The sequence below is a fragment of the Clostridium sp. AF17-21AC genome, assembly GCF_003461365.1.
In the GTDB taxonomy this organism is placed as follows: Bacteria; Bacillota; Clostridia; order Lachnospirales; family Lachnospiraceae; genus Coprococcus; species Coprococcus ammoniilyticus.
Window position 1 is genome coordinate 348969 of record NZ_QTWY01000004.1, and the last position, 18246, is coordinate 367214.

Annotated in this window: 22 protein-coding genes; 19 read left to right on the plus strand and 3 right to left on the minus strand. The window is 37.9% G+C overall.

Features of this window, described 5'->3' with window-relative positions; genetic code table 11:
• Position 1: 1 nt before the first annotated feature.
• Both DWW85_RS08540 and DWW85_RS08545 read right to left on the minus strand, forming a co-directional pair.
• Positions 2-859, minus strand: a complete 858-nt coding sequence (locus DWW85_RS08540) for a hypothetical protein (RefSeq protein ID WP_117808325.1) — start codon at positions 857-859, stop codon at positions 2-4.
• Positions 852-1427 carry a helix-turn-helix transcriptional regulator gene (locus DWW85_RS08545; RefSeq protein ID WP_117808326.1) on the minus strand — a complete coding sequence of 192 codons (576 nt, stop codon included), beginning with the start codon at positions 1425-1427 and terminating at the stop codon, positions 852-854. Before DWW85_RS08545 ends, DWW85_RS08540 begins: the two co-directional genes overlap by 8 nt.
• 213 nt (positions 1428-1640) lie before the next feature.
• On the opposite strand from DWW85_RS08545, the gene DWW85_RS08550 reads away from it, so the two are divergent.
• The 19 genes from DWW85_RS08550 (at position 1641) to DWW85_RS08645 (ending at position 17758) form a co-directional block, all read left to right on the plus strand.
• Positions 1641-1829, plus strand: coding sequence for a DNA-binding protein (locus DWW85_RS08550; protein WP_117808327.1), 189 nt, complete (start codon positions 1641-1643; stop codon positions 1827-1829).
• A 15-nt stretch (positions 1830-1844) separates the two neighbouring features.
• Positions 1845-2924: a site-specific integrase gene (locus DWW85_RS08555; RefSeq protein ID WP_117808328.1), complete on the plus strand. Its 1080-nt coding sequence runs from the start codon at positions 1845-1847 to the stop codon at positions 2922-2924.
• A gap of 3 nt (positions 2925-2927) precedes the next feature.
• On the plus strand, positions 2928-3296 hold the full coding sequence (locus tag DWW85_RS08560; protein ID WP_117808329.1) for a hypothetical protein: 369 nt from the start codon (positions 2928-2930) through the stop codon (positions 3294-3296).
• Positions 3297-3435: 139 nt separating this feature from the next.
• Entirely contained in the window at positions 3436-4377 is a 942-nt protein-coding gene (locus DWW85_RS08565) for an AAA family ATPase (RefSeq protein ID WP_347470677.1), read from the plus strand.
• 121 nt (positions 4378-4498) lie between these two features.
• Positions 4499-4732 carry a complexin-2 gene (locus DWW85_RS08570; protein ID WP_117808331.1) on the plus strand — a complete coding sequence of 78 codons (234 nt, stop codon included), beginning with the start codon at positions 4499-4501 and terminating at the stop codon, positions 4730-4732.
• Between the two features lie 17 nt (positions 4733-4749).
• Entirely contained in the window at positions 4750-4983 is a 234-nt protein-coding gene (locus DWW85_RS08575) for a DUF5348 domain-containing protein (protein ID WP_117808332.1), read from the plus strand.
• Positions 4984-5319: 336 nt separating this feature from the next.
• Complete coding sequence (locus DWW85_RS08580) at positions 5320-6672, plus strand: plasmid recombination protein (RefSeq protein ID WP_117808333.1); 1353 nt, start codon at positions 5320-5322, stop codon at positions 6670-6672.
• Positions 6614-7009, plus strand: coding sequence for a TnpV protein (locus DWW85_RS08585; protein ID WP_242996110.1), 396 nt, complete (start codon positions 6614-6616; stop codon positions 7007-7009). The genes DWW85_RS08580 and DWW85_RS08585 overlap by 59 nt, the downstream gene beginning before the upstream one ends.
• A gap of 250 nt (positions 7010-7259) precedes the next feature.
• Entirely contained in the window at positions 7260-7472 is a 213-nt protein-coding gene (locus DWW85_RS08590; protein WP_117808334.1) for a helix-turn-helix transcriptional regulator, read from the plus strand.
• A 41-nt stretch (positions 7473-7513) separates the two neighbouring features.
• Positions 7514-7933 (plus strand): very short patch repair endonuclease, encoded by a 420-nt coding sequence (locus DWW85_RS08595; protein WP_242996112.1) that lies wholly within the window; start codon positions 7514-7516, stop codon positions 7931-7933.
• A gap of 1 nt (position 7934) precedes the next feature.
• Positions 7935-8936 carry a DNA cytosine methyltransferase gene (locus tag DWW85_RS08600; RefSeq protein WP_117808335.1) on the plus strand — a complete coding sequence of 334 codons (1002 nt, stop codon included), beginning with the start codon at positions 7935-7937 and terminating at the stop codon, positions 8934-8936.
• Positions 8926-10008 carry an HpaII family restriction endonuclease gene (locus tag DWW85_RS08605; protein ID WP_242996114.1) on the plus strand — a complete coding sequence of 361 codons (1083 nt, stop codon included), beginning with the start codon at positions 8926-8928 and terminating at the stop codon, positions 10006-10008. Before DWW85_RS08600 ends, DWW85_RS08605 begins: the two co-directional genes overlap by 11 nt.
• A gap of 31 nt (positions 10009-10039) precedes the next feature.
• The gene (locus tag DWW85_RS08610; RefSeq protein ID WP_117808336.1) at positions 10040-11464 is read left to right on the plus strand and encodes an SEFIR domain-containing protein; all 1425 of its coding nucleotides are present in this window, start codon (positions 10040-10042) and stop codon (positions 11462-11464) included.
• Positions 11465-11663: 199 nt separating this feature from the next.
• Positions 11664-12452 (plus strand): DUF6414 family protein, encoded by a 789-nt coding sequence (locus DWW85_RS08620; RefSeq protein ID WP_117808337.1) that lies wholly within the window; start codon positions 11664-11666, stop codon positions 12450-12452.
• Positions 12439-13584: an AAA family ATPase gene (locus DWW85_RS08625; protein ID WP_117808338.1), complete on the plus strand. Its 1146-nt coding sequence runs from the start codon at positions 12439-12441 to the stop codon at positions 13582-13584. The genes DWW85_RS08620 and DWW85_RS08625 overlap by 14 nt, the downstream gene beginning before the upstream one ends.
• 699 nt (positions 13585-14283) lie before the next feature.
• On the plus strand, positions 14284-15003 hold the full coding sequence (locus tag DWW85_RS08630) for a response regulator transcription factor (protein ID WP_117808339.1): 720 nt from the start codon (positions 14284-14286) through the stop codon (positions 15001-15003).
• A 51-nt stretch (positions 15004-15054) separates the two neighbouring features.
• Entirely contained in the window at positions 15055-16008 is a 954-nt protein-coding gene (locus tag DWW85_RS08635; protein WP_117808340.1) for an ABC transporter ATP-binding protein, read from the plus strand.
• Complete coding sequence (locus DWW85_RS08640) at positions 16001-16846, plus strand: ABC transporter permease (RefSeq protein ID WP_117808341.1); 846 nt, start codon at positions 16001-16003, stop codon at positions 16844-16846. Before DWW85_RS08635 ends, DWW85_RS08640 begins: the two co-directional genes overlap by 8 nt.
• 108 nt (positions 16847-16954) lie before the next feature.
• Positions 16955-17758: a HAMP domain-containing sensor histidine kinase gene (locus tag DWW85_RS08645; RefSeq protein WP_347470676.1), complete on the plus strand. Its 804-nt coding sequence runs from the start codon at positions 16955-16957 to the stop codon at positions 17756-17758.
• Positions 17759-17818: 60 nt separating this feature from the next.
• Here the strand turns inward: DWW85_RS08645 and DWW85_RS12945 are convergent, their stop codons facing one another.
• Complete coding sequence (locus tag DWW85_RS12945; protein ID WP_242996116.1) at positions 17819-18070, minus strand: integrase core domain-containing protein; 252 nt, start codon at positions 18068-18070, stop codon at positions 17819-17821.
• Positions 18071-18246: the final 176 nt, after the last annotated feature.

Sequence of the window (18246 nt, forward strand, 5' to 3'; positions counted from 1 at the left end):
CCTATTCAGAGGATAGTTGTTCTTCCTTCATAAACTCAATAGAAATAAACGATAGATTTTTGCGTGAAATTAGGTCGTTTAAATAATCTTTAGTTTCTGAAAAACAATCTTTTTGTGATATAATTAAGATTATAAAATGAAAATTTCTGTGAGCAGTATTTTCATATAAAATGCCACGCTTTTCGATCTGATTAATTAAGCGGACAAGTGTAGCCTTTGAAATAGGATTATTCCAGTATTTAATCTCATACAATAAATCGATATTATTATATTTTGAAGATGCTATAATATCATAATCGCAATTGCCAACTTTGACATTTTGGCGGACATTATATTTTCGCTTGAGTTTATTCTTCAGATAATCATAGCAAGCATCTTCTATTTCAAGAGCTTTTCTAATTCGAGAAGAGGCTGTTGAATAAGAAGAGATAACCTTAGAATTAGAGGTTGAGTTTTCGTGGTTTTCAATGTCTTCACTTATGACCTTTTCAGCAATTTCTTGAGCAGACATATTATGAATATGCAATTCTTTTTCTTCTAAATCTAATTTCGTTATTTGGTCTAAAGTTTTTTGTGTTTGAAACCATTTTAAACATCCCCAGAAAATAAAAATTACACCAATAAAAATAAACATAATACAAATTCCCGGTAGATATTTAAAAATATTTTGAATGTATTGTATTTTGATACTTAAAAAGTCAGAAGAGATTTCTGATAAATTGTTTGCTTCTTCTTGTGTCATAATAATATCATATGAACCAGAAATTAAATAATGTAAGCAAAATAATGGCGCAACAATTAAAACTACACCAACTGAAACGATAAATTTATAAAAACTGTCATATTGTAAATTATCCATTATTTATTCTCCATTGATAACTGTTGTTTTTATTGTCATTTCCCTTCGCATCAACACTGCTGCTTGTGGCAGGCCAGTTGATTTTCCATTCAAAATATTCATCCTCTGAGATGATACCTGATCTGAGCTGCTCTTTTCTGAGACACCATTCACGCATAAAGTCATTTACAAGACCATAGTTGATCCACATACCAACTGGTGGATGTGCTGGCCAGTTATCGTTGTCATTGTAACGGACAACAGTGTCGTCAGATGCGTTGGTCTTTCCCGGATTCCTGACAAGCTGGAAAAGGTGGAAGATATTTCGGTTATCCTCATCAAGCCAGAAGAACGTAAGCATGATCTCTTCAGCGGTTCCGGATTTTGTACCGGTCAGGTGAATGCTGTTGATATTCATGATTTCAGACATCGCAAGGAGTGTGTCTTTTTTAGGAACACGATACCCGGATTCGTATTGTGCAATTCGTACATCAGCATTTTTTTCATCGTATCCCAGTTTTAGTCCAAGATCACGCTGTGTTAAACCTCTAAAAGTACGTATTCGTTTTATCTTTTCACCTAATGTCATAAAGTATCGTTCTCCTTTCAGAATAATAAAGATATCAGAAATAAGTATATCATAATCAAAATAATCCATCAATTTGAATTTATCAAAAATGCTAAATTTAATAAAAATGTTAAACTTAACAAAAAAGCTATTGACAGATAATGAGAATAGAGAATATAATGCAAATATAGCATTTAACAAATATGCTAAGTACAAAAGAAGGGGGGTGAGAACATGGGAAGTGCTTTATTTTTATCTGCCAGTGAGGTGGCAGAGGAGTTAGGTGTGTCAAAGCCATTTGCATATAAGCTGGTGAGACAGATGAATGATGAGCTGGAGTCAAAAGGCTTTATCACAATTGCGGGAAGAGTGAGCAGAAAATATTTTGAGGAAAAGCTGTATGGCATAGCACAGACAGAATAGAGGAGGTTGGATGATTTGGCAGTATATAAGGATAAGGAGAGAGATTCCTGGTATGTCTCTTTTCACTATTACGATTGGACCGGTAAGAATTGCCGTAAGCTCAAAAGAGGATTTAAAACGAGACGTGAAGCTGTAGAGTGGGAGCGGCACTTTCGGATGAAAGAGGCTGCCAATCTGGATATGACGTTCAGGGATTTTGTCGAAGAGTATGAAATTGATATGAAGCCCAAGCTCAAGCTGAATACGTGGATGACGAAGGAACATATAATCAGGTCAAAACTGCTCCCATATTTCGGAGCGAAGAAGATGAGGGATATAAGTCCGAAAGATATTATCCAGTGGCAGAATGAACAGATTTCTTACCGGGATTCAAAGGGAAAACCGCATGCGCCAACATATTTGAAAACTATGCAGTCGGAATTAAGTGCACTGTTTAATCATGCGGTAAAATTTTATAATCTGAAAGATAATCCGGTCAAAAAGGCAGGCCCTCTCGGTAAAGGGAAAGCAGATGAGATGCTGTTTTGGACAAAGGAAGAATATTTAAAATTTATTGAGCAGGTAAAGGATAAGCCGTATTCATATCATGCATTTCAGATCTTGTACTGGTGTGGTTTGCGCCTTGGTGAATTGCTTGCACTTACACCAAATGATATAGACTTTGAAGCTAAGGTAATCAAGGTAAACAAATCGTATCAGAGACTTAAAGGAGAGGATGTAATAACAGATCCTAAGACACCAAAGAGTAAGAGAGTGGTATCAATGCCAGACTTCTTGTGTCAGGAGTTGAAGGATTATTTGTCCAGAGTCTACGGCCTTATGCCGGATGATCGGATTTTTACATTCACAAAGAGCTTTCTCCACCATGAAATGTACAGAGGAGCAGAGCTCGCGGGGGTGAAGAAAATTCGCATACATGACCTTAGACACTCACATGTGTCCTTGCTTATAAGTATGGGATTTTCAGCGGTGTCGATAGGAAACAGAGTAGGACATGAAAGTGTAGATATAACATACAGATATGCGCATATGTTCCCTACAGAACAGACACAGATGGCGCAGATGTTAAATGCACAGTTTGAGGGGAGTGAGTAGAAATTGAGTGGAAAACACAGGAATAAGACAATTAGTTTTCGTGTTAGCGAAAGAGAGCGGCAGGAGATTGAGGCTAAGATACTTGTCAGTGGCATGAGTAAGAAAGACTATTTTACACGATCATGCATATACAATCGTGTGTGCGTTGTTGGCAAAGAGGAGACAGTTTATAAAATCGTAGAGAAGCTGAAAGAAATGGACATACACTTGGCTGAACTTGCTCAACAGATCATAGATAATCCGGCAACTGTTACAAGTGAGGATATGGAAGAATTGAGTATGGAATATACGGATCTGCTCAATGCTGTTATCTGGATGCTGGATGGTGCAAGATACCTGTGGCAGAAAAACAGCCCTGACAGCGGCAACTGACAGGACTGCAGATGTTGGAAAAGCCTTTGCAATTCCTCATATCGAATACAAGTATAGCAAAGGTTACTCCATCTAACAAGACGTTTTAAGGAGGACAGATTATTTGGAGAATACAAATACAGAATTAAGGTTAATCAAGATGTCTGATGTGGAATCAGAGGAAATCGAATGGCTGTGGTATCCGTTTATTCCATATGGCAAGCTCACAATCGTACAGGGTGATCCGGGCGATGGAAAGACAACGCTTGTGCTTAACATTGCAGCCAGATTATCACGTGGAGAGGGTTTTGACAGAGATATGAAGGTGAGTGAGCCTGTGAATGTCGTGTATCAGACAGCGGAGGATGGCTTGTCGGATACGGTTAAGCCGAGATTGGAATCTGCTCAGGCGGACTGTGAGCGTGTACTTGTGATAGACGAGAGCAGGAAGTCGCTTTCTATGGCAGATGAACGCATAGAGGCGGCTTTGATACAGACAAAGGCGAGACTGCTGATTCTTGATCCTATTCAGGCATACCTTGGCGGTGGTATAGATATCAACCGTGCAAATGAGACCAGAGAAATGACAAAAAAACTTAGCTTACTGGCAGAAAAGTATAAATGTGCAATCGTTTTGATCGGACATATGAACAAGGCTTCGGGAAATAAAGCGGCATACAGAGGTATGGGATCTATCGACTTCTTTGCGGTGGCTAGAAGTGTACTTCTGGTTGGAAGAATTGAGGGAGAACCGGACAAGCGGGCAGTTGTGCAGATCAAGAATAATCTGGCTGCGTTTGGACATCCAAAAGCATTTGAATTTGCAGACGATGGCTTTAAGTGGATTGGTGATTATGACATCACTGCCGATGATGTACTGGGCGGTTTGGTGCCGAAGGTCAATAAGCTGGAACAGGCAAAACAGATGCTGTGTCACCTTGCAAAAGAAACAAAGTCCGTATCCAGCAAGGAGATATTTGAGCTGGCAGACTATAAAGGTATATCAAAGCGCACACTTGAAAATGCCAAGAAAGAGCTGGGAATCAGGGCAAGGAAAGTCAATAATTCCTGGTACTGGGAGATTGGCAGTTTGAATCAGTAACATGGCAAGAACGCAACAATGCATCTATATAGAAATTGCGGAGATGAACCATGCAAGGTTGCAATATATATAGACACTGCAATGTTGCGGTCTTGATATATGAGACGTACAGGAGGCAGATATGAAACAGGTACAGATACCGGAAATGCTGTTTATAGCACTGGTGAAATATCATTTGTGTGATATGCCATCAGAAGCGACTGCTATAAAGAAAGGCTTGGAAAACAAGCTTGACAGTATGGTAAAAAGACAGCTTTACACGACATACAAGACAGCGCAAACAGAACAGGATCGGGAGCAGGCGCGAAAAGAATATCTTGACTGTATTGGAATGCGGGACAGTTTCAGATGGTAAAACGGAGGTAATGCAATATGGCAACAGGACGACTTGGATATAACAGCGTAAATGACAGATATGGACTGCTTGTGTCAGATCTGTGGGAGCACAGCGGATTTCACTGCGGGGAGGGACTTGAGGTCATGGTAGATGACAAATGGGTGCAGACACGCATGGAAATGTGCTGGAACGATGATGGCAGTCATGACTGGTATCTCGTTGGCACTCCTTATTGCGGGGATCTGGAATATGTCAGAGCAAGGGTATAAGGAGTGACATTGGATAATCGTGGCACAGGTGGCAGATGTGCGCTTACATGTGCATTGGCAGCGTGGTGGTTATCCGATATGGAATTTCCGTAATTATAGAAAACGGGGGCGTGGCACACCCTCGTAGATATGGTTAAGGAAAAGCCGTGTATGTGTAGACGGAAGAGATGAATAGAGGTGTAGGCAGACACATACCATAAGAAGCCCTCGGCGCATGAGAGCCCTCGGAGAGCGCCTGGTTTTGATGCGTAGTGTCAAAACTAATAAGGCGTTACTTCTGTCAGAAGTAACAAGACCTTGGCAAGTTTGAGAGTAAGAGATTGGAGGTGAGAAGCAGTGGGAAAGACGATATCGTTTGTAAAAGGCAGAGGGCATATCAGCCACAACAACAGAGATTTCATCAGCAATAACGTAGTGCCGGAGCGGACGGACTGGAACCGAACTTATGTGAAAGAGAGCATAGAATCAGCTTACGATACCTGTTTTGGACAGGCACTAAATGACTATAATGCCAGGCAGAAACGAAAAGACCGACAGAAGCATGACTATATTACAGAGATCAGAAATTCCAAAAATAAAGAGAAAATATTTTATGAGAATGTGGTGCAGATTGGTTCGAAAAATGATACGGCAGTTGCAGATAAAAACGGCTGCATGACAGAAGAAGCCGTAAAGGCGGCGAAGGTTCTTGAAAAATACGCACAGACATTTCAGGAGAGAAATCCGAACCTGTATCTGTTCAACTGTGTGCTGCACATGGATGAGGCGACACCGCATTTGCACATGGATTATATCCCGGTGGCGTACGGATACAAGTCCGGCATGGAGACACGGAACAGTCTGACAAAGGCGTTGCAGCAGATGGGATTTGATAAGGCAAAGAGCCGGAATGAGAATGAAACCGTTGCATGGCAGAAGCGGGAACGTGAATATCTGACGGAACTTTGCCGGGAGCAGGGAATAGAGATAGATGTTCTCGGAATTAGCCGAGATAATCTGACCTTGCCGGAGTACAAGGCGGCTATGCGGAAGGTTGAAGGTTTGGAAGATCAGGCAGATAAGATCAAGGAAAATAATATGGAGCAGAGGCATGAAAATATACAGTTGAAAGTTGAAGCCCGGAAACTAAATGCCGATGTGGAACAGTTGGAGGAACGTGCGGTAGAGCTTGCCGGACAGATAGAGCAGCTCGAAGCAAAGGAGAAAGTGCAACAGGATAGAATAGATAAATACGGCATCAGAGCCGATGGGATTGATAAGATATCAAAGGAAGTGTCAGCAGAGGTCAAGATAGTAAAGGCAGCGGCAACGCCTGTCAAATTCATATTCGGCGGCGAGGAGTATGTCAAGGTCAAGAAGTCCGAATGGAGCAGGATCGTGGCGACATTTGAGAAAGCACTTACAAGAAACAAGCTGCTGGATAAGTATGAGGCAAAGATAGCCGAGCTTGAGAAGACCGTGGATTATCTGAAAACACGGGTGGAGAAATTCACAAATCGTATAAAAGAAATGAAGAAGTTTCTGACGGAGAAGGATCTGCTGCATGAGTTTCTGAATCTGACGAGAAAACTGGAACAGGAAACTATGCAGGAAAGGATAGACAGGAAGAATGCAGAGGCAAGAGCAAGGCATGAGCAGACAGATCGGGATGGTCGGAGAAAGAGAGGTATTTATGAACATAATGTATGAGAAGAATGGAGATTATCTGATACCGAATATTGTGGCAAATCTAGAGCCGGAGGGTGAGCTTAGAAAGTTCGGACTGATGAGACAGAGTTATCTGAAGGAATGGCACAAGGGGATTTATACAGGTATGGTGCTGAATGGCACACTTATGAAACATCTGCTGGCGGTTCAGGAACGGTCAGAGAAGGCATTTGACCAGTTGGTGGAGCAGATGGCGAGAGTTGAGAGCGTGACGGAAGAACTTAAAGCTGCGGACCAGATGGAGTGGGTTAGACGGATGAATAATATAAGGATGAGAGCGGAGGAGATAGTGAGGGAGCAGATAATTTATAGGGTATAGGAGTGGGCGATTTAGATGATATAGCCAGATGATACATCTTAATCTCTGAACGTCTAACGCAAAAACAGATTATGATTAGACCCATAGACCCTGTTGGATTCTGTGTGCGTCCTGTGTGTCTTCCTCTATGATTAGCTAAACGGATAATAAAGTGTGAGAACTCACAAATAATTATCAAAAAATACTTGCCTTGTTGCTTGTGGTATGATATTATATAAAAACGAACATATGTTTTGTTTGGGAGGATACAATGAAGATTAGTTATAAGAAATTATGGAAACTGTTGATAGACAGAGATATGATGAAAAAGGATCTTGCTGAAAAGGCAGGAATAAGCAATGCGTCCATTGCTAAACTTGGACGAAACGAAAATGTTAATACAGATATTCTGCTTAAGATATGTGTCGCACTGGGATGTGATGTAGCAGATATTCTGGAAATTGTTCCTGATGAATCGGAGTGAGTGAAGTGGACAGACTGACTAAAGAACAACGTCATAAAAATATGAAGAACATTAAGTCGAAGGATACTTCCATAGAGTTGAAGCTTCGAAAGGAATTGTGGAAACGTGGATACCGGTATAGAAAGAATTATGCAGGATTGCCAGGTAAGCCGGATATTGTACTTACTAAATATAAAATTGTTATTTTCTGTGATAGTGAATTTTTCCATGGAAAAGACTGGAAAGTGCTAAAGCCACAATTGGAAAAAGGAAAAAATGCAGAGTTTTGGATTGAAAAGATATCAAAGAATCAACAGCGTGATGATGATATAAATAAGCAACTTCAGTTTTTAGGATGGACTGTTATACGTTTCTGGGGAAAGGATATTATGAAGAATACAGAAGAGTGTGTACGGGTAATAGAAGAAGTTATATCAGAACAGAAATATGATGATTACGATATTGAAATAGAGGAGATTTGACATGTATAAATCAATAGACTTATTTGCCGGTATCGGTGGAATTAGAAAAGGTTTTGACAAGGCGTTTGGAAAGAAGATTAAGACTGTATTTGTAAGCGAATGGGATGAATTTGCACAGAAGACTTACAAGATGAATTATCGTGATAAATTTGATATTGCAGGTGACATTACCCAAATAGATGAAAAAGACATTCCTGAATTTGACATCTGCCTTGCCGGATTCCCGTGTCAGGCATTTTCGCTTGCCGGAAAGCGTATGGGATTTGATGATGATTACAAGGGCATGTGCAGAGGAACCTTGTTCCAGGATGTTGTAAGAATATGTGATTTTCATAAACCTAAAGTCATTTTTTGTGAAAATGTAAAGGGGCTTACCATCCATGACAAGGGAAGGACATTTATGGTTATCAAAAAAGCCTTTGAACAAATAGGTTATACCGTGTATGACAAGGTACTGAACAGTAAAGATTTTGGTGTTCCTCAGAACAGAGAACGTATATATATTGTTGCGTTCCGAAATGATATCGACAGTAGTGACTTTAAGTTCCCTGAGCCTACAAATCCGGATACCTGTATCAGGGATATTATGGAAGAAAATGAGGTTAGTGTGAAGTATTATCTTTCAACGGTATATATTGATACTTTGAAAAAACATAAGGCACGTCATGAAGCAAAAGGTAACGGTTTTGGATATGAGATAAGAGATCTTGACGGTAAGGCAGGTGCAATTGTATGTGGTGGAATGGGGCGTGAAAGAAATTTGATTATTGATAATCGGCTGACTGATTTTACACCTGTTACACACATAAAGGGGGAAGTCAACAGAGAGGGAATCAGAAAGATGACGCCAAGAGAGTGGGCAAGATTGCAGGGATTCCCAGATGACTTTAAGCTTGAATTGGCAGACACACATTTGTATAAGCAGTTAGGAAACAGTGTAACAGTTAATGTTATTGAGGCAATAGCTAAGGAGATAAGGAGGGTGTTGGAGAATGGCAAATAAAGATGGAAGAATGTCGGGAAACAAGGGAGAATGGTCAGAATTATATGCATTTATGAAGCTTCTCGGGCAGGGGAGAGTATATGCTGCAAATGAAAAGGTTGAAAAAATTGATGAAGTATATTATCCGATTTTGAAGATTATGAGAGAAGAAACAAAGGGTGAAGTTGTTGATTATGTGATTCAGGATAGTCAGATCAGCGTTGAAATCCAGTCTAAAAAGATTATATCTGTAGACCGAACTGAAATGACGAACAAGGCAAACGAACTTTTAGAAGAAATAGCTGGTCATAGTGGAAGTTTTGAATTAGAAGAAATAGCTAATTTTGCGAATGGTATAAAAGTTACGAAGATAAAGGCTCCGTCTGCTGATACAACAGATATTTCTATGCAGATAGAGGACATACATACAAATTTTATTCGAAATGTAGGATTTTCAATTAAGTCAGAGGTTGGCAATCCGCCTACATTACTAAATGCAGGACTTACAACGAACTTTATTTACAAAGTTACAGGAATATCAATGGAACAGGCGAAAGAAATTAACGCTATAGATACCAGAACCAAGATTAAGGATAAAATGTCAAAAATAGCTGAGCTTGGTGGCAAAATTCAGTATTGGGGAATGAACCATGACGGATTCAAAAGAAATCTGATAATGGTAGACAGCAGTATGCCTGAGATTATCGGAAATATGTTGCTATATTTCTATACAGAGGATGTGAAGGACTGTGACAAGCTTGTAGATATGCTTGGAGACAGAGATCCTCTGGGGTATGGCGATCCGATGATGTATACATATAAATTCAAAAAATTTCTTTGTTCCTGTGCATTGGGAATGAAACCGGCAAAGCCTTGGGATGGATTAGATGAAGCAAACGGTGGATACATTATTGTGAAGGCGGATGGAGAGATACTCGCATATCACATATATAACAGAAACTTTTTCGAGCAATATTTGTTGGATAACACATATCTTGAAAGAGCATCTACAAGCAGGCATGAGTATATGAGTTTGTATGAGAAAAATGGAGAGATGTTTATTAAGTTAAATTTGCAGATAAGGTTTAAGTAAGAATAAGTGTTATACAGGGGGATAAAGAAAGATGAAGAGTAGAATTGAACAACCTAAGGTCTTTATTTCTTATGCGTGGGGATCACAGGAGCATGATGAGAAGGTTATTGCTTTAGCGACAAATCTTAAAGGTGATGGAGTGGATGTCGTTTTTGATAAATGGCAGCTAAAAGAAGGCAATGATACGTTCTCTTTTATGGAGAAAAGTGTTATGGATGAAAGCATTACCAATGTTTTGATTTTGATGGATCCTATTTATGCAAAGAAAGCAAACGAAAGAGCTGGAGGTGTTGGGACAGAAACGCAGATTATTTCGTCAGAAGTATACAATAAGGTAGAACAGAGGAAGTTTATACCGGTTGTTTTTGAAAGAGATATAGATGGAAATGTGTGTAAACCTCGGTATTTAAAAGGCATTTTACATTTCGATTTATCAACGCCGGATACATATGATACAGAGTATCAGCGAATGGTGCGTTCACTTTACGGCATTGATACTTATAAGGAGCCTGACTTAGGTTCCCCTCCAGCTTGGCTTGAAGATGTACCGCAAGTATCATACAAATCTAGGGTGTCTGGTGATTTTTTTCGGGGAACGGCAAGTGATGATGTAAAGAAAAATAAATTTGAAGAGAACTTGCAGGATTTGAAAAGCAAACTGTTGGATTTTGAATATACGGAGACTGAAATAATATCACGTTATCTCGAGTTAAAACCCTTTAGAGATGAGTTCCTTTTTCTTGTAAAAAGCTCAGAATATGTGCAAGAAGGATATAAGCAGATTGCGTCATTTATGGAAGAATTGATGTATGGAATCAGAAAACAACAAACGAATTTTGTGAATTTAAAGAAGACCTTGGTGCATGAGTGTTTTATATATGTAGTGGCTTATTGTTTGAAGAGAAAAACAAAGGATGCTTTAAGATATATCCTTAATAAAACATATTTTGCAGGAACTTCTCGTTTTAATGAGGATGCTGACAGTTATAATTGTTTTTACACTTGTAATGCGGATTTAAATAATGCAGTTTGTGAGAGAGACGATAAAAAATACTATAGTGGTACCGCTTCTTTATGGATTGAAAATCTTAATATAGATATTTGTAACAAAGAAGAATTTGTGTCTGGAGATTTGTTCTGCCATAGTGCATCTTTGATTATTAAGAATTATGAGAAAGATTGGGCATGGTTTCCGATAACATATGTATATAATGGAGACCCTTATCAGGGAATGTTTGCGACATATTCAAAAAAACTTATATCAAAGGAACATTTGGAAAATATGGTTTATATATTGGGGTTTGATTCTGTAGAAGAATTCAAGGAGCAATATAAGAGTATAGAAGAGATGCTCAAAGAAGGAAAGTTGCAAGAATATCGTTATAATAGTGCTTTTGAAACAGCAAGCATTTTCTGGAATTATACGAAGTCGGAAGAACTTGGTATAAGAAACTAAGTGGAACAATGATAAAGGTGGAAGAACTGACCAATGCTCTGCGGGTATGTTAGGATAGTGGTGCAAAGAGAATACTGATTCCAGAGACATTCATGGTGGACTTTGCGACGGTTCCACCAGATTTAATTAGTGCATTTCAGCTGATCCCATATAAGGGTGTAAAGGATGCGGTATTTAAAGTACTGGGGGTGGCTTAATAATGGTAAATGAAAATGGTAAAGATGATAAAGTAGAGTTTCTGAAAGTTGTATATTTTGATGAAGATGCTGCTCAAGATTATATTGATATTACAAATGGCGGTCGTCTTGATTGGACAACAGAAGAAAATAAAGAAAAGATAGCAAAAATAATAGCTGAGATAGATGCAAAAGCAAAAGGTGGATTTAATCTTTTTAATGTAATCAAAGCTGCATTATCTGGGGAAATTAAAACTGATGCACAAGGCAGTCTGTCAAATATTGTTGGAAGTACGTTAAAGAATACGCTTTTAACAGATTATATTTCTACTGCAAGAAGTGATCCTGATGTAAAAAAATTTGGGGTTGACGGTGTATATGCACCGCCCAATTCCATTGCACTATATAGAATGTATAGTTCCTATTTGAATGTCGTGCCTAAAGATCAGATACCAATAGATATGGAAAAATTAAATGATGCTGTTCTTGGTGAACGTGGATATTATGCAATGCTTTTGCTTGATGAAAAAGAACCTAAAAATGTGTTGAGATTTAATATCGTAGGATTTAAAAATCAATATCATCTAGCAGATCTTGCAAAAATGGATCTTGTATATTATGGAGTCAAAGTTGGAACATGTACAAAGGAACAACTCTCCATTGAAAATGAATTTACAGTAACTACAAGCGCAATGCAAGATGATATTTCTGTAGATGAAATTATTAATGGACCTAGTCCAGAACAGTCATCGAGCAATGAACTTGATGTATATGATATTGTATTGGCAGGTGTAATACGTGAAAAAGGTTAAAATTTATTATGGGAGCAAGAAATGGTTTGATAAAAATTGTCCTTCGTCATATCGAAGCTTAACGGAAGTAGTAAATGAATTAGATGAGCGAAATCGCAAAAATGTAATGTTTATTGCAAATATTCCAAAGAATAGTGATTCCGACAAGATGGTAGAGGATATCACTAAGAAACCATCTGCAGATATTCTTGTTGCAGATGAGGGCGAATATAGTGGTGTACAAGAACATGTTATTATGAATTTTGCCAATTTTATCGGCGAAATTGATGTTAATACCTTAATTTTGCAGAATCCGCCAAAGCAGATTCGAAATCAGCTTGAAATACTTTATCCTACGGAAAAGAACATTATTGAACTTGAATATGAAAAATATAATCATATAACTCTTGGAAAACTCAAGAAGTTTAACCAGTTATATGATGAACACGTCATTGGACAAGGTATTGTAAAGAAGGAATTATTGCCATTGCTTTATTCGAGGACGATTTCTGTAAATCGTAATAAACCGTTGGTTTTATTGTTCTGTGGAAAGCCTGGGATAGGCAAGACTGAGACAGCTAAATATTTAGCTGGGATAATCGGGGGAAAACTGTTCAGACAACAGTTTTCTATGTTTCAAAATAACCAATTTTCAAATTATTTGTTTGGTGGAAACCATCATGAAAAAAGTTTTGCAAAAGATTTATTGGGACGTGAGTCAGATGTGATTTTGTTAGATGAGTTTGATAAGGCCAATCCAATATTTCATAGCGCATTTTACCAGTTATTTGATGATGGAATATACGAAGATACAAATTACTATCTTGAATTAAAAGACGCAATCATAATTTGTACGACAAATTATACGTCTCGTGAGGAGATTATAAAGAATCTTGGCGAAGCCATCTTCAATAGATTTAATGCGATTATTTATTTTGAAGAATTGTCTATTGATTCTAAGATACAAATTTGTGATTTGGCTGTAGATGAAATTTGTAAAAAATATAAGATTACTGTTGACCCAAAAATAATTGAGAGACTACATGTAAAAATGAAAAATTTGGAGAGCGTTCGCGAAATTAGAAACTTTATAGAGAAAGTGTTTGCGACTATTGCTTTTGAAAATTCATTATCAGAAAGTTTAAGAAAGTGATATTTATTCACAGAACTATCACTTTGAAAAGCAAAAATGTATAAGTTAAAATAATTCGTCGCCAAAAAAGCGACGGAAAAGCGACGAAAAAAGCGACGAAAAAATTGTCAGAAATGGATAGTGGTTTAGCTTTATAGATGAAGTAGAAGTATATCTTACTGATGAATACTCAAACCATTTCGCTACAATATAATATAAAAATAGCGAAAAAACAAATTTTCAGAGTGTCCATGGGTGATGGAAAGGAATCAAGAGAAATTCGTTGTGGTGATACAAGCGTGATACCTATATGATACCTGTTGTCCATGAAAATAAAAATATAGCGTGAAAAATAAATAAAAATGGTAGTATAAGATAATACAAATTCGAATGCACTTAACATTTATGTTAAATATATAGGGAGTTTGAATAACGGATTAAAATGCCGAAAGCCTGTATTTATGCGGGTTTCCGGCATTTATTTTATCAAATGGCTCTAGTTTGGCTCTATTTGTGGGCGGGATAAGGGTTGCGAAAGCACTGATGGAGAAATAAAGGCATAATGGTAAGGAAAAAGTGATATATGCATCTTGGAAGCACAGCAATACTGAAAATTATAAGTTCAGCTGGAACAAAAAGTAAGTTATGTACTGGAGAATTCCGGGGATCTGTGGGGGGATTTGCGGGAAAAAAGGAAAAAGCGTATAATGCAAGAAAATAATGTTTTCACAGTGTAAAATAGAGGAGAGAACTATCATGCAGAAAATACTGATTGTAGAAGATGATACAAATATCAATAATCTGCTTCAGGAAGCATTATCCAAAGCAGGCTATTCCTGTGAGCAGGCGTTTTCCGGAACTGAGGCAAAGCTGCTTTTGAATATGCAGGAGCATAGCTATGCACTGGTGTTGCTGGATTTGATGTTGCCGGGAATTACAGGAGAAGCAGTTCTGGAGGAAATACGGAAAAAGGGAAATCTTCCGGTTATTGTTTTGACTGCGAAAGATAGCTTGGATGAAAAGGTAAAGGTTTTAACTAGTGGGGCTGATGATTATATAACGAAACCTTTTGAAATCAGAGAGGTACTGGCAAGAATTCAGGTACAGCTTCGTCATACAGAAGAAAAGGAAATAAAAGAATCTAACCTTTCGTTCAGAGAGATGGTATTGAACAAAGCTACTTTTCAGGTCAGCATTGGTGGAAAAATACTTCCTAAGATAACAAGACAGGAGTTTGCGATTTTAGAATTACTGCTCAGAAATCCGAAGCAGGTTTTCAGTAAAGAGGACATTTTTGAATATGCGTGGGACGAACCATATATGGGTGAAACAAAAACTCTGGATGTACATATAAGCAATATTCGTAAAAAGATAAAAAATGTTACATCTGAGGAATATATTGAAACAGTCTGGGGAATCGGTTATCGTCTTCATCTATAATCTTTACTCTTTTTTTACTATTTATTTGCGTTTGATTAGGATTATTCCTTTATGATAAATGCAGATAAGAAAAAGGAGATGAAAAACTTGAGCGAAATGTTATTGGAAACAAGAAACTTGACTAAGCAATATGGACACCATAAAGCTGTGGACAGTGTCAATATGCATATTAAAAAAGGTGCTATTTATGGTTTTATCGGTCGGAATGGAGCTGGGAAGACAACTTGTCTGAAGATGATCAGTGGACTTTCCAAGCCAACTTGTGGAGAAATCGAGATGTTCGGATACAAGGGAAAGGATTTGCAAAAAGTTCGATCACGGATAGGATGTCTGATTGAGGCGCCGGGACTTTATGGAGATATGACTGCATATGAAAATCTGAATATCAAATGCAAGCTGTTTGGAATAAAGAAAAAAAGTTATATTGAAGAAATATTGAGAATTATCGGTCTGGAGGATGTGGGAAAGAAAAAAACAAAACATTTTTCACTTGGAATGAAACAGCGTTTGGGAATTGGTCTTGCTTTGGTTGGAGAACCAGATTTATTAGTTCTTGATGAGCCAATCAATGGATTGGATCCACAGGGTATTGCAGAGATCCGAGATACGATTCAGAGACTTCAGAAAGAGAAGAATATGACAATATGCATTTCCAGTCATATTCTTGAGGAATTATCGAAGATTGCTACTGATTATGGAATTATTCATAATGGAAGTTTATTACAGGAAATTACAAGAGAAGAATTAATAAGAAAATGCAGTGAACGGATAGAGTTGACATTGGATCATCCGAAACAGGCGATTCCGGTGATGGATTCTATGGGATTTACTAACTATCAGGTAACAGATAAAGAGCATATTCATATTTTTGAACGATTGAATGAAAGTGCAGCGTTGAATATGGAACTTGCAAAGTCAGGAATTCCGGTAAAAGGAATTTCCATAACCAGTGAAGAACTGGAAACTTATTTTCTGAATCTGACGGGAGGTGCGGATCATGCTTAATATAATAAAAATGGATTTATACCGGATGCTTAAAACCAAAAGTATGTATGTAATCTGGATCGTACTGGCAGCAATATTATTGATTACAACATCTTTTTGCAAAACAGATTATGAGCTTTTGACTGAAAAGGATGCCATGAAACAGGAGCAGGTTACTGAACCTACTGTGGATAATATTAATGTGGGAATGATGGTAACGCTGCCTACGGAGCCGGGAGAAAAGGTGACGGTATATGATATCTTTTTTGCCAATTCCCAAGGAAAATTGTATGCACTGCTTTTGGTAATTTTTACTGTTCTGTTTTCAACAGCGGATATCAGTAGCGGATATATTAAGAATATAGGAGGTCAGGTTAGAAATAGAGGAACTCTGATTTTTTCCAGGGCAATTGCCTTGGCTGTCTTTACGGTACTGACAATGGCAGGTGCATTCTTATTTCAGGCAGCGGCGAATGGTATTGTTTTCGGGGAATTGGAATGGGGAAATACAAAGGCAATTTTATCTTATTTTGTGACTGAACTGGCTCTTCATTATGCACTTGTGCTGATTTGTATGGCGATTGCAATTATTTTGAAAAATAATTTAATCAGCATGGTCATTGCTGTCTGTCTTAGCATGAATGTAATGACCATTGTGTATGGGGTGATCAATAGTGTTATTCAAAAAATAGGAATTCAGAATTTCCAGATTTATAAGTATACGATAACAGGAAAATTATCACTGCTTCCTATGGATCCGAGTGGAAATGAGTGTTTGGCGGCATTTGGTGTGGCAATAGTGTTCATCGTTATGATGATATCAGTAAGCAGCGTTGTTTTTCAAAAGAGGGATATTTAACGGATGTATATCGTAATTGGGATATTAGCAGGAATTATTATCTTACAATTTATTATTATGTGGAAATACCAGCGGCAGGTGAAAAACATCTGCCGCCAATTGGCGTTTATGATGAAACATGACAGTAACATGTTGATTAACCATGAATTTGATGTGGGTGGAATAGGAAAGCTTTCTGACAAGTTGAATGAGCTTCTGGAATTGCGAAGAAAAGAGAAGCAGCATTATCAGGAGAAAGAAGCTCTGATTGCTGACACTTATACAAATCTTTCTCATGATATCCGCACACCATTGACATCTTTGGACGGATATTTTCAGCTAATGGAAGAATGTGAAAATATAGAGGATCAGAAACGTTATTTAAGCATTATCCACGAAAGAATTCATAGTCTGAATGAAATGTTGGAAGAACTTTTTATGTTTACAAAGTTAAAAAACGAATCTTACAGTTTGGAATTGACATTGTGCTGTATGAACCGGATTTTGAAAGAAACAGTTTTTTCATACTATGATGAATGGGTAAGAATGGAAATTCAGCCGGATATTCAGATTACGGAAGAACAGTTGTATATACATGGAAACAGGCAGGGACTCCGCCGTGTTATCCAGAATGTGATAAAAAATGGGCTGGATCATGGAGAAAAGAAGATTAGCATTGTGTTGGAACGTGATCAAAATCAGGCGGTGCTTAGAATCAGCAATCAGGTTACACATCCAGAACAGATTAATATAGATCAGGTATTTGAGCGATTTTATAAAGCAGATGTTGCCAGAAGTAAAACATCTACTGGATTGGGACTATCTATTGCAAAGGAGTTGGTTAGTCGGATGGAAGGAGAGATTGAAGCAAAAATAGAAAAAAAAGAGTTTATTGTTGAAATGAACTTTCCGATTGTAACCGATGCTAAATAGTATTTTGCGACGTAGAGGGATAATCAATAATTTTTATTTTGTAGGTTTGTCAAACATATGTTACACAGATGCCAGATAATCCTTTAGTACCTGATTTGGAGATTTCCATCCTAATGGACGCATAGGAAAGTTGTTATAATCCCTGCGATTATACACTTTCAACTGTTTGGCAAAGTCCTCAAAAGAATAAAAAGTATGAGTTGCATAAAAACGCTCATTATCCTTTCGGTGGCTTCTTTCAACTTCCCCGTTATGTCGTGGTGTAAAAGGTCGTATAACTTTATGGCGGATCCCATGCTGCTTCAGATGCACTTGAAATAGTGTGGGTTTGTCACGGTGAGTGGTAAAACGATTTGTAAATTCTGCTCCATTATCAGTTTGGATTCATTGAATGGGTAACGGAAAGGCTTTCACCAGATGCTCTATAAGCATAGCAGAAGAATACGTGTTGTGTTCTTCAAAAGCCTCTACGAAACGCCATCTGGAAT